The organism is Cobetia sp. 2AS, assembly GCF_029846355.1.
Lineage (GTDB): Bacteria > Pseudomonadota > Gammaproteobacteria > Pseudomonadales > Halomonadaceae > Cobetia > Cobetia amphilecti.
The window spans coordinates 1-13,973 of sequence record NZ_JARWKQ010000008.1 but is presented as its reverse complement, the minus strand read 5'-3'; the positions used below and the strand labels follow the sequence as shown (position 1 = coordinate 13,973).

The 13,973-nt window shown below is 62.8% G+C and carries 10 protein-coding genes; 8 read left to right on the top strand and 2 right to left on the bottom strand.

Translation table 11 applies throughout. The features are described 5' to 3' along the window. The first annotated feature begins 82 nt into the window (after positions 1-82). Complete coding sequence (locus QD356_RS16420) at positions 83-1,717, top strand: NAD+ synthase (RefSeq protein WP_192839437.1); 1,635 nt, start codon at positions 83-85, stop codon at positions 1,715-1,717. Between the two features lie 126 nt (positions 1,718-1,843). On the opposite strand, the gene QD356_RS16415 is transcribed toward QD356_RS16420, so the two are convergent. After that, positions 1,844-2,635: an outer membrane protein assembly factor BamD gene (locus QD356_RS16415; RefSeq protein ID WP_192839436.1), complete on the bottom strand. Its 792-nt coding sequence runs from the start codon at positions 2,633-2,635 to the stop codon at positions 1,844-1,846. Positions 2,636-2,741: 106 nt separating this feature from the next. On the opposite strand from QD356_RS16415, the gene rluD reads away from it, so the two are divergent. The 5 genes from rluD to ilvN all read left to right on the top strand — a co-directional run bounded on the left by rluD (position 2,742) and on the right by ilvN (position 10,271). Next, positions 2,742-3,695, top strand: a complete 954-nt coding sequence (gene rluD, locus QD356_RS16410) for a 23S rRNA pseudouridine(1911/1915/1917) synthase RluD (protein ID WP_192839435.1) — start codon at positions 2,742-2,744, stop codon at positions 3,693-3,695. 39 nt (positions 3,696-3,734) lie between these two features. Next, a complete protein-coding gene (gene pgeF, locus QD356_RS16405; protein WP_192839434.1) occupies positions 3,735-4,514 on the top strand; it encodes a peptidoglycan editing factor PgeF in 780 nt (259 codons plus the stop codon). Between the two features lie 327 nt (positions 4,515-4,841). Next, complete coding sequence (clpB, locus tag QD356_RS16400) at positions 4,842-7,478, top strand: ATP-dependent chaperone ClpB (protein WP_192839433.1); 2,637 nt, start codon at positions 4,842-4,844, stop codon at positions 7,476-7,478. A gap of 577 nt (positions 7,479-8,055) precedes the next feature. Then, positions 8,056-9,780 carry an acetolactate synthase 3 large subunit gene (locus tag QD356_RS16395; RefSeq protein ID WP_136939691.1) on the top strand — a complete coding sequence of 575 codons (1,725 nt, stop codon included), beginning with the start codon at positions 8,056-8,058 and terminating at the stop codon, positions 9,778-9,780. Next, complete coding sequence (ilvN, locus tag QD356_RS16390; protein ID WP_043337227.1) at positions 9,780-10,271, top strand: acetolactate synthase small subunit; 492 nt, start codon at positions 9,780-9,782, stop codon at positions 10,269-10,271. The genes QD356_RS16395 and ilvN overlap by 1 nt, the downstream gene beginning before the upstream one ends. Positions 10,272-10,385: 114 nt before the next feature. On the opposite strand, the gene ilvY is transcribed toward ilvN, so the two are convergent. Further along, positions 10,386-11,315, bottom strand: coding sequence for an HTH-type transcriptional activator IlvY (gene ilvY, locus QD356_RS16385; RefSeq protein WP_192839432.1), 930 nt, complete (start codon positions 11,313-11,315; stop codon positions 10,386-10,388). Positions 11,316-11,635: 320 nt separating this feature from the next. Between ilvY and ilvC the strand changes: the two genes are divergently transcribed. Further along, positions 11,636-12,652, top strand: a complete 1,017-nt coding sequence (gene ilvC / locus QD356_RS16380; RefSeq protein WP_043337232.1) for a ketol-acid reductoisomerase — start codon at positions 11,636-11,638, stop codon at positions 12,650-12,652. A 209-nt stretch (positions 12,653-12,861) separates the two neighbouring features. After that, entirely contained in the window at positions 12,862-13,713 is an 852-nt protein-coding gene (gene pssA, locus QD356_RS16375; protein ID WP_077373497.1) for a CDP-diacylglycerol--serine O-phosphatidyltransferase, read from the top strand. Positions 13,714-13,973 lie beyond the last annotated feature (260 nt).

The window sequence follows — 13,973 nt, the reverse complement described above, 5'->3', positions numbered from 1 at the left end:
CACGGCTCAGTGATCTGAGCCAGATGTCTGGCCACAGTGTACTGGCCCCTTATCGAACCGCCAATCGAGAGATCCTTACCGCATGCAAGATCTGACTCTGGTGATGGCCCAGCTCGACCCGCTGGTCGGTGATATTCCCGGCAACACTGCGCGTGCCATCGAATCGGTGCGTGAAGCGAGTCTTGAGCACAAGGCCGATGTCGTAGTGCTGCCCGAGTTGTGTCTGACCGGCTACCCGCCGGAAGACCTGCTGCTGCGCGAGTCCATGGAATCCCGCCTCGAGGAGGCGCGCGCCCAGATGGCGAAGAAGGTCGCGCCGGGCGTGATGGTCATCGTCGGCTACCCCGGCATGCGTGACGGCAAGCGTTACAACCTGGCCGGTGTGCTCAAGGATGGTGAGTGGATCGCCGAGTATGCCAAGCAGGCCTTGCCCAACTATCAGGTCTTCGATGAGCAGCGCTATTTCACGCCGGGCAGCGAGCCGTGTGTGGTCGAGTGCCGCGGTGCCCGTCTGGGCATCGTCATCTGCGAAGACCTGTGGGACGGCGCGCCGATCCGTCAGGCGCGCGATGCCGGTGCCGAGATTCTCGTCAGCCTCAACGCCTCGCCCTATCACCTGGAGAAGCCGGCCGAGCGCAATCAGCTGTTCGCCGAGCGGGCAGCCGAGGTCAATTGCCCGCTGGTCTACGTCAATCAGATCGGCGGTCAGGATGAGCTGGTCTTCGACGGGGGCTCTGCCGCCATCGATGCCGACGGCAAGACCTGCGTGCAGGCACCGTGGTGGGATGTCGGCCTGATGCCGGTGCAGTTCCTCAAGGCGGAGGGGGGCAACTGGGTGCCGCAGAGTGGCGAGATCGCCGAGCTGCTGTCGCCGGAGGAGTCACTCTACTGTGCGCTGGTCACCGGACTGCGTGACTACGTCAACAAGAGCGGCTTCAAGGGTGTGGTGCTGGGGCTTTCCGGGGGCATCGATTCCGGCCTGTCGCTGGCCATCGCCGTCGATGCGCTGGGCGCGGACCGCGTGCACGCCGTGATGATGCCGTATCACTACACCGCGGACATCTCCAAGGAAGACGCCGCCGAGCAGGCCAGGCTGCTGGGCGTGAATTATGAGGTGATGCCCATCGCGCCGATGGTCGAGGCCTTCACCGAGACCCTGGCGGAGAGCTTCGCCGGCAGCGAGCGCGACACCACCGAGGAGAATCTGCAGTCGCGGTGCCGTGGCGTGCTGCTGATGGCCATCTCCAACAAGAAGGGCCTGATGGTGCTGACCACCGGCAACAAGAGCGAGATGGCGGTGGGTTACGCCACGCTCTACGGCGACATGGTCGGCGGCTACAACGCGCTCAAGGATGTCTACAAGAGCTGGGTGTACCGTCTCGCCAACTGGCGCAACACCATGGGCCCGGCGATACCGGAGCGCGTCATCACGCGCCCGCCGTCCGCCGAGCTCGCCGAAGACCAGCTCGACAGCGATTCGCTGCCGGACTACGACACTCTGGATGCGATTCTCACCCACTACATCGAGGGTGACATGAGCGCCGAGGCGATCATCCGCTCAGGCTTCGAGGAAGAGGATGTCTATCGCGTGGTGCGTCTGGTCGACCGTACCGAGTACAAGCGTCGTCAGGCACCGGTAGGCGTGCGCGTCACGCCGCGCGGCTTCGGGCGGGACCGCCGCTATCCGATCGTCAATGGCTGGGTGGCCGGCGAATGACGGATTGCGGATTCTTTGCGCAAGACGCTGAAAGCGCCTGAACTCGACGATTCTGGCCATGCTGGCAGCACGAAAAAGCCCGTGATCGATGATCACGGGCTTTTCGATGGTGACGCCTGCCGGTCGTCAGACCGTCAGGTCATCAGCCTTCACGTAACGCGGCTCGAAGGTGCGGCCATCCAGACGTTCGTTGTCCGGATCATTCTGGATCAGCACCTTGAGCGTCTCGCTGGCACGGTCACGCAGACCGAGGCCCAGATAGCCTTCGACCATCACGGCCAGCGCATCGCGAGTGGCAGGAGTGTTAGGGTAGTGCTCGATCACCCACTCACCACGCTTCACGGCGGCCAGATAGGCCTGCTTGCGCAGATAGAAATCCGCTGTCTGCAGCTCGCCACGCGCGAGTACGTTGCGCAGATAGATGATGCGCTGACGCGAATCTGCGGCGTAGGTGCTGTTGGGGAAGCGGCGCACCAGCTCGCCGAAGTCGACGTAGGCGTCCCGCGTCGCACCGAGATCCCGCTTGGAGATGTCGATCAGGTCCAGCGATTCCAGGCTGAAGCGCCCTGCACTATAGGCTGCCAGTCCACGCATGTAGTAGGCATAATCGACCTGCGGGTGGTCCGGGTGCAGCCGAATGAAGCGGCTGGCCGCCGCGCGTGCGGCTTCCCAGTTGTCCACCTGGTAGTAGGCGTAGATCAGCTCCAGCTGCGACTGTTCGGCATAGCTGCCGAACGGGAAGCGAGTATCCAGTGCTTCAAGTTGTTGCACGGCGGAGTTGAAGCGGCTGGTATCCAGGGAAACCTGAGCCTGACGGTACAGCTCCTGCTCCTGAAGATCCGGTGCCGGCTCGTTGGACGCACAGCCGACCAGCAAGGTGCTGGCCAGGGCGAAGGCAGTCAAGGGAAGGGCGCGCATCGGTTTCCTCATCTCGGGCAATCCATGGCGGGCATGCTAGAATCCGCCGATCCGCACTCACTATAAAGCAAAGGCCCTTTCCTGCGAAACGGCCTCAGAGAGCAATATGCCAGACACCATCAACCGCGAAGAGCGGATCCCGGAGGCGATGATTGGCATGCGCCTTGATCAGGCCTGCGCCGAGATCTTCTCCGACTATTCCCGCGAGCGCCTCAAGCACTGGATCAAGACCGGTGCCTTGACCCTCGACGGTGCCGCCGTCAAACCCCGCGAGAAGGTCTATGGCGGTGAACGTCTGGCCCTGACCGCCGAGCTTGAAGAAGAAGTCAGTCATGGCCCCGAGGACATCGAGCTCGAGATCGTCTTCGAGGATGACGACGTGCTGGTCATCAACAAGGAGCACGGCATGGTCGTGCACCCGGGGGCCGGCAATCCGGATGGCACGCTGCTCAATGCCATCCTGCACCATTGTCCGGGCAATGCCATGCTGCCGCGTGCCGGTATCGTGCATCGTCTCGACAAGGACACCAGTGGCCTGATGGTGGTCGCCAAGTCGCTGACCGCCCAGGCGGACCTGGTCGAGCAGCTGCAGGCGCGTACCGTGTCTCGCGAGTACGATGCCGTCGTGACCGGTGTGCTGACGGCGGGCGGTACCGTGGATGCGCCCATCGGGCGTCACCCCAAGGATCGCAAGCGTCAGGCCGTGACCCATAGCGGCAAGATGGCGATCACGCATTTTCGCGTGGTGGAGCGCTTCCGGGGGCATACCCATATCCGCTGCAAGCTGGAAACCGGACGTACCCACCAGATCCGTGTGCACATGGCGCACCAGCGCTATCCGCTGATCGGGGACCCGGTCTACGGAGGCCGTCTGAAGCTTCCGCCGGGGGCCAGTGACCCGCTCAAGGAGTTGCTGCGTCAGTTCCCGCGTCAGGCGCTGCATGCCCGTCGCCTCGCCTTCATCCACCCGATCACGGGCAAGGAAGTCGAATTCCGCGCCGAGATGCCGGGTGACATGCTGGTCTTGATCGACTATCTCAAGGAAGACATCGCCCGCTGAGGGGCTCGGTTCGCGTATCCCATCGCGCCAGGAGAGGTTATGCACGACGAGAGTCTACGCCCGACCCTGATTCTGCCGGACTGGCCAGCACCCAGTCCGGTGCAGGCCTTCGTGACCACGCGTGAGAGTGGCCCGAGTCAGGGGCCATACGCTGGCTTCAATCCGGCGCGGCATGTCGGGGATGATCCGGCGATGGTCGCGCGGGTGCGTGATCTGCTCGCGGCGGAGGTCGATGATGGTCGTCCACTGGCGTGGCTGGATCAGGTGCATGGGACTCAGGTGGTGGATGCCTTTGACGTCTGTCACGCCGATGAGCGCCATGAGGCGGTGCCACCACGTGCTGACGCCTGCATCAGTACCGGTACGGGGCAGGCCTGCGTGGTGATGACGGCGGACTGCCTGCCGGTGCTGTTCTGTGATCGTCAGGGGACGCGGGTCGGGGTGGCGCATGCGGGCTGGCGTGGCCTGGTGGAAGGTGTGCTGGAAGCCACTGTCGCTCGTCTTGGAGATGACCCGGGCGAGCTGATGGCCTGGCTGGGCCCGGCGATCTCCAATGCCCAGTTCGAGGTCGGCCCCGAGGTGCGTGACGCCTTCATCGCGGATCTCCCCGAGGCCGACGACGCCTTCGAATCCAGCCCCTATCGGCTGGGCCACTACATGGGCGACCTCTACAAGCTGGCTCGCCTGCGGCTGGAGCGTGCGGGGGTCGGCCATGTCAGTGGCGGTCACTTCTGTACCGCCTCGGAATCGCGCTTCTACTCCCATCGCCGTGATGATGGCGTGACGGGGCGAATGGCCACGGTGATCTGGCTGCGCTGATAGCGTGAAATGGAGACCTGGCCGCCGCGATGCACCGACGCTCGGCAAGCCGAAAGACAAAAGCGCCCCGTTGACCTGATCACTCAGGTTGGCGGGGCGCTTTTCCGTGTCGAGCGGAAGCCCCTGGCGACATCTTCAGGCGCTGAGGGCCAACCTGCTGCAGGGGAACCTGATCTGGATCATGCTTCGCGGACAACATGCTGCGTTGCCGCAAATCACGCCTTGAAAGCGACCCCCCAGCCCCCCATCTCTAGGGTTAGATACGAAATGTTACAGGCGAAGCTCCTGAGAAGAGGAGTACCGCCATGACTCTCAGGAGAAGGCACCATGCGCATCGACAAACTCACCAGCAAGCTGCAGAACGCGCTTGCGGATGCCCAGTCGCTCGCCGTCGGGCGAGGCCACAATGAAATCCATCCCCAGCACCTGCTGCTGGCCCTGCTGGAGGACCGCGATGGCGGTCTCAAGGCGTTGGTCAACAAGGCGGGCGGTGATGCCACCAGCTTGATGAGCGGGCTCAAGCGTCAACTGGATGACCTGCCCACCGTGTCCCAGTTCGACGGCAATGTCGCGCCTTCCCAGGCGCTCGGCAAGCTTCTGAATCTGGCCGACCGCGAAGCCCAGAAACGCGGCGATCAATACATCGCTTCCGAGCTCGCGTTGCTGGCCGCGCTGGAGCTGGGCGGTGATCTCGGCAAGTTGTTCACCTCCTCGGGCATCAAGAAGCCCGCCCTGACCTCCGCCATCGATGCACTGCGCGGTGGCGAGGCGGTGGGAGATGCCGACGCCGAGAACAATCGAGAGGCACTCAACAAGTACACGATGGACCTCACCCAGCGTGCGCGCGACGGCAAGCTCGATCCGGTGATCGGGCGTGACGAGGAGATTCGTCGCACGATTCAGGTCCTTCAGCGTCGCACCAAGAACAACCCGGTGTTGATCGGTGAGCCCGGTGTCGGCAAGACCGCCATCGTCGAGGGGCTGGCCAGCCGTATCGTCAATGGCGAGGTGCCGGAAGGCCTCAAGAACAAGCGTGTGCTGTCTCTCGACATGGGCTCGCTGCTGGCGGGGGCCAAGTTCCGCGGTGAGTTCGAGGAGCGCCTCAAGTCCGTCCTCAAGGAGCTGTCGCAGGAAGAAGGCCAGGTCATCCTGTTCATCGATGAGCTGCACACCATGGTCGGCGCGGGCAAGGCCGAGGGCGCGATGGATGCCGGCAACATGCTCAAGCCGGCGCTGGCGCGTGGCGAGCTGCACTGTGTCGGTGCCACCACGCTTGACGAGTATCGTCAGTACATCGAGAAGGACGCCGCGCTGGAGCGCCGCTTCCAGAAGGTGCAGGTCGACCAGCCCAGCGAGGAAGACACCATCGCCATCCTGCGTGGCCTGAAGGAGCGCTACGAGGTGCACCACGGCGTCGACATCACCGACAGCGCCATCATCGCCGCCGCGCGGTTGTCCTCGCGCTACATCACGGACCGCCAGCTGCCGGACAAGGCGATCGACCTGATCGATGAGGCCGCGTCACGCATCCGCATGGAACTGGATTCCAAGCCGGAGGAGATGGACCGTCTCGACCGCCGCCTGATCCAGCTCAAGATGGAGCGTGAAGCGCTCAAGAAGGAAACCGACGAGGCGGCGCTCAAGCGTCTCGGCGCGCTTGAGGACCAGATCTCGGAGCTGGAGCGGGAATATGCCGATCTCGATGAGGTCTGGAAGGCCGAGAAGGCCAGTATCCAGGGGGCAGCGCAGTTCAAGGCCGAACTGGAACAGGCGCGCATCGATCTGGAACAGGCGCGGCGTGCCGGCGACCTCAGCCGCATGTCGGAACTGCAGTACGGCGTGATTCCGGGGCTCGAGAAGCAGATCAGCGAAGCCGGCGAAGGCGAGGCGGATACCTCCGCCCACGTGCTGCTGCGCTCCAATGTCACCGAGGAGGAGATTGCCGAGGTCGTCTCGCGCTGGACCGGCATTCCGGTCTCCAAGATGCTCGAAGGCGAGCGCGACAAGCTGCTGCGCATGGAAGAGGCGCTGCACGAGAAGGTGATCGGTCAGGACGAGGCGGTGATCGCGGTGGCCAATGCGGTGCGTCGCTCACGCGCCGGGCTGTCGGACCCGAATCGCCCCAACGGCTCCTTCCTGTTCCTCGGCCCGACCGGGGTCGGCAAGACGGAGCTCTGCAAGTCGCTGGCCAGCTTCCTGTTCGATACCGAAGAGGCGATGGTGCGCATCGACATGTCCGAGTTCATGGAGAAGCACTCGGTGGCTCGTCTGATCGGCGCGCCTCCCGGCTATGTCGGCTATGAAGAGGGTGGCTATCTGACCGAGGCCGTGCGTCGCAAGCCGTACTCCGTGCTGTTGCTCGATGAGGTCGAGAAGGCGCATCCGGATGTCTTCAACATCCTGCTGCAGGTATTGGAAGATGGCCGCCTGACCGATGGGCAGGGGCGTACCGTCGACTTCCGCAATACCGTGATCGTGATGACCTCGAATCTGGGGTCCGAGATGATCCAGCGCATGAGCGGTCTCAATGGCGAGCTGGCGGACGAGGAAGACACGCAAGAGAGTGTCGATCGCAAGGCGGCCTTCCAGTACGACGACATGAAGACGGCGGTCATGGAAGTCGTCGGCAATCACTTCCGGCCGGAGCTGATCAACCGCATCGATGAAGTGGTGGTCTTCCACGCGTTGGGGCAGGCGCAGATCGCCTCCATCGCCGGCATTCAGCTCGAGCGGCTCAAGGCGCGGCTGGCCGAACGTGATCTCGGCTTCGAGATCACCGATGCCGCGATGGCGCTGCTGGCCAAGGCAGGCTTCGATCCGGTCTACGGTGCGCGTCCGCTCAAGCGCGCCATCCAGAGTCGTATCGAGAACCCGCTGGCCCAGGCGCTGCTGGGCGGTGAATTCGTGCCCGGTGACGTGATCCAGGTCGGCGAAGAGGGCGGAGAGCTGACCTTCACGCGCTGAATCGCGCGCCCGTGAGTGACGCCCCACCGTGACGGAAGTCTGTCTTCCGCTTGCGGTGGGGCGTTTTCGTGTCTGTCGTCTGGGCGCAAAATGACAACCCGGCGGCAGGGATGCTGAAAATCACGAGGCAGAAAATTGCGAATTAAATGCCATCTGTGAGGTTTTACGCACGCATATGGCCGGATTTCCCGTTATCGGTGTGGCATTTGGCGTAGGCGGCGCACACTGGCGTAAGGTTGAGTTGACAGCCCCTTGCGGCTGTTGGACTCTTGACCATTCCTGATTGCGGGCGTGGCCATTCGGGCGACCCTCGAAGCGCCACGTGAAGGACAGACGCTGAGTCGCTGTCCGCCTGTCGAAGGATATGCCGATCAGGGTACGCCAACCGTACCGATCGGCCATCAGCCCCGACCGCATCCAACCGATGCGACAAGAGTGCAGGCCCTAACCGGGCCGCAGACGCCAGGGTTTGGCATCAGGTGCCGCAACTGTTGCGGTAGCGACATTCAGGTCGCACTCGATCCGGCTTGCGTATTGCTGCCGGACGCACTCGAGACCTCCAGGGGAGAACAACCAAGTGGAATTGCTTTCCGGCGCTGACATGATCGCCCGCGCGCTGCATGACGAGGGCGTGGAGTATATATACGGCTATCCCGGTGGAGCGGCGCTGCACATCTATGACGCCCTGTTCCGTCAGGACAAGGTCCAGCACATTCTGGTCCGCCACGAACAGGCTGCTACCCACGCAGCCGATGGCTACGCACGCGCTTCCGGCAAGCCGGGCGTGGTGCTGGTCACCTCAGGCCCCGGCGCGACCAATGCCGTCACCGGTATCGCCACGGCCTACATGGACTCGATTCCCATGGTCGTGCTGTGTGGTCAGGTCGCCAGCCACCTGATCGGTGAAGACGCCTTCCAGGAAACCGACATCGTCGGTGTGACTCGCCCGATCGTGAAGCACAGCTTCTCGATCAAGCACCCGAGCGAGATTCCGGAAGTCATCAAGAAGGCCTTCTATCTGGCCTCCAGCGGACGCCCGGGGCCGGTCGTCATCGACATCCCGAAGGACATGACCGCCCCGACCGAGCGTTACGAGTACAGCTACCCCAAGAAGGTACGCATGCGCTCCTACAGCCCGGTCACCCGTGGCCACAGCGGCCAGATCAAGAAGGCCGTCGAGCTGATGCTCAAGGCCCGCCGCCCGCTGTTCTTCACCGGCGGTGGCGTGGTCTCCGGTCGTGCCAGCGAAGCGCTGACCGACCTGGTGCGCCGTCTGAACTTCCCGATCACCACCTCGTTGATGGGCATCGGTGCCTATCCGCAGGGCGATCGCCAGTGTCTGGGCTGGCCCGGCATGCACGGCTCCTATGAGTCGAACAATGCCATGCACCACACCGATCTGATCATCTGCATCGGTGCGCGCTTCGATGACCGCGTGACCAACAACACCTCGAAGTTCTGCCCGACGGCCAAGATCATCCACGTCGACATCGACCCGAGTTCAGTCTCCAAGACCGTGCGCGCCGATGTGCCGATCGTCGGTCCGGCCGATGCCGTGATCAACGAGATGATCAGCCTCGTGCAGGGGCGTGAGCTGGCCAACCCCGATGCACTGGAGGCCTGGTGGTCCCAGATCGATGGCTGGCGTGCCGAGCGTGAAGGCAAGCTGTATGAGCCGTCCGCCCCGGGCGAGCCGCTCAAGCCGCAGCAGGTGGTGGAAGCCGTGCACCGCGCGACGCGTGGCGAAGCCTTCGTCGCCACCGATGTCGGTCAGCACCAGATGTTCGCCGCCCAGTACTACAAGTTCCAGCGCCCCAACCGCTGGATCACCTCCGGTGGTCTGGGCACCATGGGCTTCGGCTTCCCGGCGGCCATGGGCATCAAGATGTCCTACCCGGATGACGATGTGGTGCTGTTCACCGGGGAAGGCAGCTTCCAGATGATGATGCAGGAGTTCTCGACCTGTAAGCAGTACGGGATCGGGGTCAAGATCATCAACCTCAACAACCAGTCGCTGGGCATGGTGCGTCAGTGGCAGGACCTGAACTACAAGTCCCGTCACTCGCATTCCTATATGGAGTCGCTGCCTGACTTCGTGCAGCTGGCGGGCGCCTATGGCTTCCGTGCCATCAAGGTGCACACGGTGGAGGAGCTCGAGCCTGCGCTGGAAGAAGCCTTCCGCAACAAGGACGAGCTGGTGTTCCTCGACATCTATGTCGACCCGCGTGAACACGTCTATCCGATGCAGGTGCCTCTCGGCTCCATGCGTGACATGCTGCTTACGAAGACGGAGCGGACCTGATGCGCCATATCATCTCCATTCTGATGGAAAACGAACCGGGCGCGCTGTCACGGGTCGTCGGCCTGTTTTCACAGCGCAATTTCAACATCGAGACCCTCAACGTGGCCCCGACCGAGGACGCGACCCTGTCACGTCTGACCGTCACCACGGTCGGCGAAGATCGCGTCATCGAGCAGATCACCAAGCACCTCAACAAGCTGGTGGATGTGGTCAAGCTGGTGGATCTCACCGAGGGCAGCCACATCGAGCGCGAGCTGATGCTGGTCAAGGTCAAGGCGTTGGGCGCCCAGCGTGACGAGATCAAGCGCACGGCGGACATCTTCCGTGCCCAGATCGTCGACATCACGCCGAGCCTCTACACCATCCAGATCACCGGTGACGGTGGCAAGCTGGATGCCTTCCTGGCGGCGATGCAGCCGGTAGGGGTGCTGGAAGTGGCTCGTACCGGTGTCTCCGGCATCGCCCGCGGTGAGAAGGTGTTGAGCCTGTAAGACGGTGATTGTGGAAACGCGATACAAGAACGGCGCCCCTCGGGGCGCCGTTTTCGTTGTGGCGTGGGGCGGGCCATGTAGCGCAATGTTCCGTGGCGCAGGGTCACTGCGTCATCACTCCTCTGGCCGTCGCGGGGTACCGGGCAGCTGTTCCCAGAGTGCGCGTACCAGTGGATGTCGAAGACGTTTCTCCTGTACGCACAGCCCGACCTTGTAGGGGGTCAGCGGCGGATCGACATCGAGGATGCGCACCTGATCGGCCAGCGGGGAGTTGTCGAGCACGATCTGCGGCACCACGCCGATCCCGAAGCCCAATCCGACCATGCTGACGATGGCCTCGTTGCCGGCGACCTGGGCATACAGGCGCGGCTTGATGCCACGAGTGTGGCACCAGGCATCGAAGCGCTCGCGCGCCAGGCCGGTCTCGGAGAGGATCATCGGGACGCGCGCCCAGTCGATATGGTCGTCCCCCGCCGCCGAATCGTCTGCCCCGCCGATGCCTTCCAGCTGATGGCCGGGGCCATCACGACGCGGGGCAATGAAGCGCAGCGGCGACTCGGCGAAGTCGGTGAAGGCCAGGCGCGAGGGCAGCACGTCCGGGCGTGCGGCGATCGCCAGGTCCTCGTGGCCCATCAGCACGCGCTCCAATGCCACGGCGGGGTCACCGGTATGCAGTTTGAGCTCCACATGCGGATGGCGGGCCCGGAAGGAGGCGAGAATCTCATACAGGAAGCTGTAGCTGGCGGTCACCGAGCAGTACAGGGATAGCTCGCCACGCAGTTCGTCGCTGTCTTCCAGCAATGACTGACGAATGTCATCCCACTGACTCAGGAGTTCGCGAGCATGACGACGGAAGCGCTCTCCCGCCGGTGTCAGTGCGACGCTGCGGTTGTCGCGCTCGAACAGGCTGACGCCCAGTTCCTCTTCCATGGCGCGAATGGCACGTGACAGGGCAGAGGCGCTCAGGTGCAGGGCAGTGCTGGCGCGTCCGAAATGCAGCGTTTCGGCGAGGGTCAGGAATTGCTTGAGTTGACGATTGTCCATGCCGGAGTCCGCTGTCGATGAGTGCTGAAGGGGGAAATGCCTTGTGTTGCGCTATATGGCATATGATGGTGCAAATATAGCATTTTACGCAATGTCGAGGTGCGGGTAAGGTGGACTCATCGCCGCGCAGGAGGAGGACGGCAGACCTTGATCCAAGGCGCACGACCTCCCAGGGACGCAGAGCGGTCAGGATAGATGGCCGTCGGCGCTGGACACTGACATACGCCCTTCCCTCGCGGGAAGGGTCGCAAGAACAACAGACACTCTTTCAAGATCTCACGCCATCCCGCTGACGGGGTGAGCCGCCAGGAGCAATGACGATGAAACTCTATTACGACAAGGATTGTGACCTCTCCCTCATCCAGGGCAAGAAAGTGGTCATCCTCGGTTACGGTTCCCAGGGCCACGCCCACGCGAACAACCTGAAGGAATCCGGCGTCGACGTCACCGTAGCCCTGCGTCGCTCTTCCTCCAGCTGGGCCAAGGCCGAAGCGGCTGGCCTGAAGGTTGCTGAAGTCGAGGAAGCGGTCAAGGCGGCCGACCTGGTCATGATCCTGGCGCCGGACGAGAACCAGAAGGCCATCTACGAGAACCAGGTGGAACCGAACCTGAAGCAGGGCGCGACACTGGCCTTCGCTCACGGCTTCAACGTCCACTACAACCAGGTCGTGCCGCGTGCTGACCTCGACGTCATCATGATCGCGCCGAAGGCACCGGGTCACACCGTGCGTTCCGAGTTCGTGAAGGGCGGCGGTATCCCGGACCTGATCGCCATCCACCAGGATGCGACTGGCCAGGCCAAGGACATCGCGCTGTCCTACGCGGCAGGCGTCGGCGGCGGTCGTACCGGCATCATCGAGACCACCTTCAAGGACGAGACCGAAACCGATCTGTTCGGTGAGCAGGCTGTCCTGTGTGGTGGCGCGGTCGAGCTGGTCAAGATGGGCTTCGAGACCCTGACCGAAGCCGGCTACGCACCGGAAATGGCCTACTTCGAGTGTCTGCACGAGCTCAAGCTGATCGTCGACCTGATGTACGAAGGTGGCATCGCCAACATGAACTACTCCATCTCCAACAATGCGGAGTATGGCGAGTACGTGACCGGCACCGAAGTCATCAACGAGCAGTCCCGTGTCGCCATGCGCAATGCACTCAAGCGCATCCAGAGCGGTGAATACGCCAAGATGTTCATCCAGGAAGGCAACACCAACTACCCGTCCATGACGGCCCGTCGTCGTCAGAACGCCGAGCACCCGATCGAGCAGACTGGTGAGAAGCTGCGCGGCATGATGCCGTGGATCACTGCCAACCAGCTGGTCGACAAGTCACGCAACTGATCCTGCCTATTGGATCCGGCGTGAAATGAGCGGGGCGCTCTCCATCAGGAGGGCGCCCCGCTTGCGTTGTTGCTCTATAAGCGCTATCGAATGGGGGAGGGAAGTGACAGTCGACGGTGAGGCCGCTAGGGTGTCACTACTATTCGCGCTCACTGGCAGGTGTAGAATGTGGTTACCCTGCCACGACGAGGCATGATGCAAGGAATCCCATGACTGACGAAAATCGACATCCCGGCGCAGAAGATGCCCCCGAAGAACCGACCCGCCGTAGCAGTTCCGTGCTGGACAAGGTGGTGGAAGAATTCACCGACGACAGCGAAGTCGTGGAAGAGGCCATCGAGGATGGCAAGCCCGTTCGTCGGCGTGGCATCTACCTGCTGCCCAACCTGTTCACCACGTCGGCATTGTTCTCTGGCTTCTTCGCTGTGGTATGTGCGCTGAACGGCGAGTTTGCCAATGCCTCCATCGCCATCTTCGTCTCGATGGTGCTGGATGGTCTCGATGGACGTGTGGCTCGCCTGACCAATACGCAAAGCGCCTTTGGTGCGGAGTACGACAGCCTGGCGGACATGTTGTCCTTCGGCGTGGCACCGGCACTGGTCACCTTCAGCTGGATTCTGCAGGATGTCGGCAAGATCGGCTGGATCGCCGCCTTCGTCTATGTCGCGGGTGCGGCGCTGCGCCTGGCGCGCTTCAATGTCCAGATAGGCTCCACCGACAAGAAGTGGTTCATCGGCCTGCCCAGTCCGGCAGCGGCGGCACTCGTGGCTGGCTGTGTGTGGACCATGCACAACTTTGACGCCGAGACCTTCGCCTTTAAGTCGCTGATGGTCTTCGTGGTCGCGGCTGCCGGTATCCTGATGGTGTCGAACATCAGGTACTACAGCTTCAAGGAGATCGACCTCAAGGGGCCGGTGCCCTTCGTCGCGCTGCTCGCCATCGTGCTGGCCTTCGTGGTCATCTCGCTGGAGCCGTCCGTGATGCTGCTGGGCCTGTTCGGTTGCTATGTCGCCAGTGGTCCGATCATGGCACTGGGCCGCAAGCTGCGCGGCAACAAGTAAGCGCCAGCTGCCATTGGTGTGATGATCGATATTCGGCCCCGCCATTTCTGGCGGGGCCGAATGCGTTTCTGGCCGGGGGAAGATGTCAGCAAGCAACGGCGCGACGAGGACAAGAAGAAAAGAGAAGCAGTATGAGGAGGGGAGAGAAAGGCAGAGCAGAGATGTCACCCGTATGTCCCGAGAATGACAATCTCTTGAAAAAGCCCTTGCCCTCACGGCGGTTCGTGCGTAAAGTACGCATCCGCTGCCGGGGACGCATG

Coding starts and splice junctions, on each gene's coding strand:
- QD356_RS16420 (WP_192839437.1), top strand. CDS start 83: ATGCAAGATCTGACTCTGGTGATGGCCCAGCTCGACCCGCTGGTCGGT.
- QD356_RS16415 (WP_192839436.1), bottom strand. CDS start 2,635: ATGCGCGCCCTTCCCTTGACTGCCTTCGCCCTGGCCAGCACCTTGCTG.
- rluD (WP_192839435.1), top strand. CDS start 2,742: ATGCCAGACACCATCAACCGCGAAGAGCGGATCCCGGAGGCGATGATT.
- pgeF (WP_192839434.1), top strand. CDS start 3,735: ATGCACGACGAGAGTCTACGCCCGACCCTGATTCTGCCGGACTGGCCA.
- clpB (WP_192839433.1), top strand. CDS start 4,842: ATGCGCATCGACAAACTCACCAGCAAGCTGCAGAACGCGCTTGCGGAT.
- ilvN (WP_043337227.1), top strand. CDS start 9,780: ATGCGCCATATCATCTCCATTCTGATGGAAAACGAACCGGGCGCGCTG.
- ilvY (WP_192839432.1), bottom strand. CDS start 11,315: ATGGACAATCGTCAACTCAAGCAATTCCTGACCCTCGCCGAAACGCTG.
- ilvC (WP_043337232.1), top strand. CDS start 11,636: ATGAAACTCTATTACGACAAGGATTGTGACCTCTCCCTCATCCAGGGC.
- pssA (WP_077373497.1), top strand. CDS start 12,862: ATGACTGACGAAAATCGACATCCCGGCGCAGAAGATGCCCCCGAAGAA.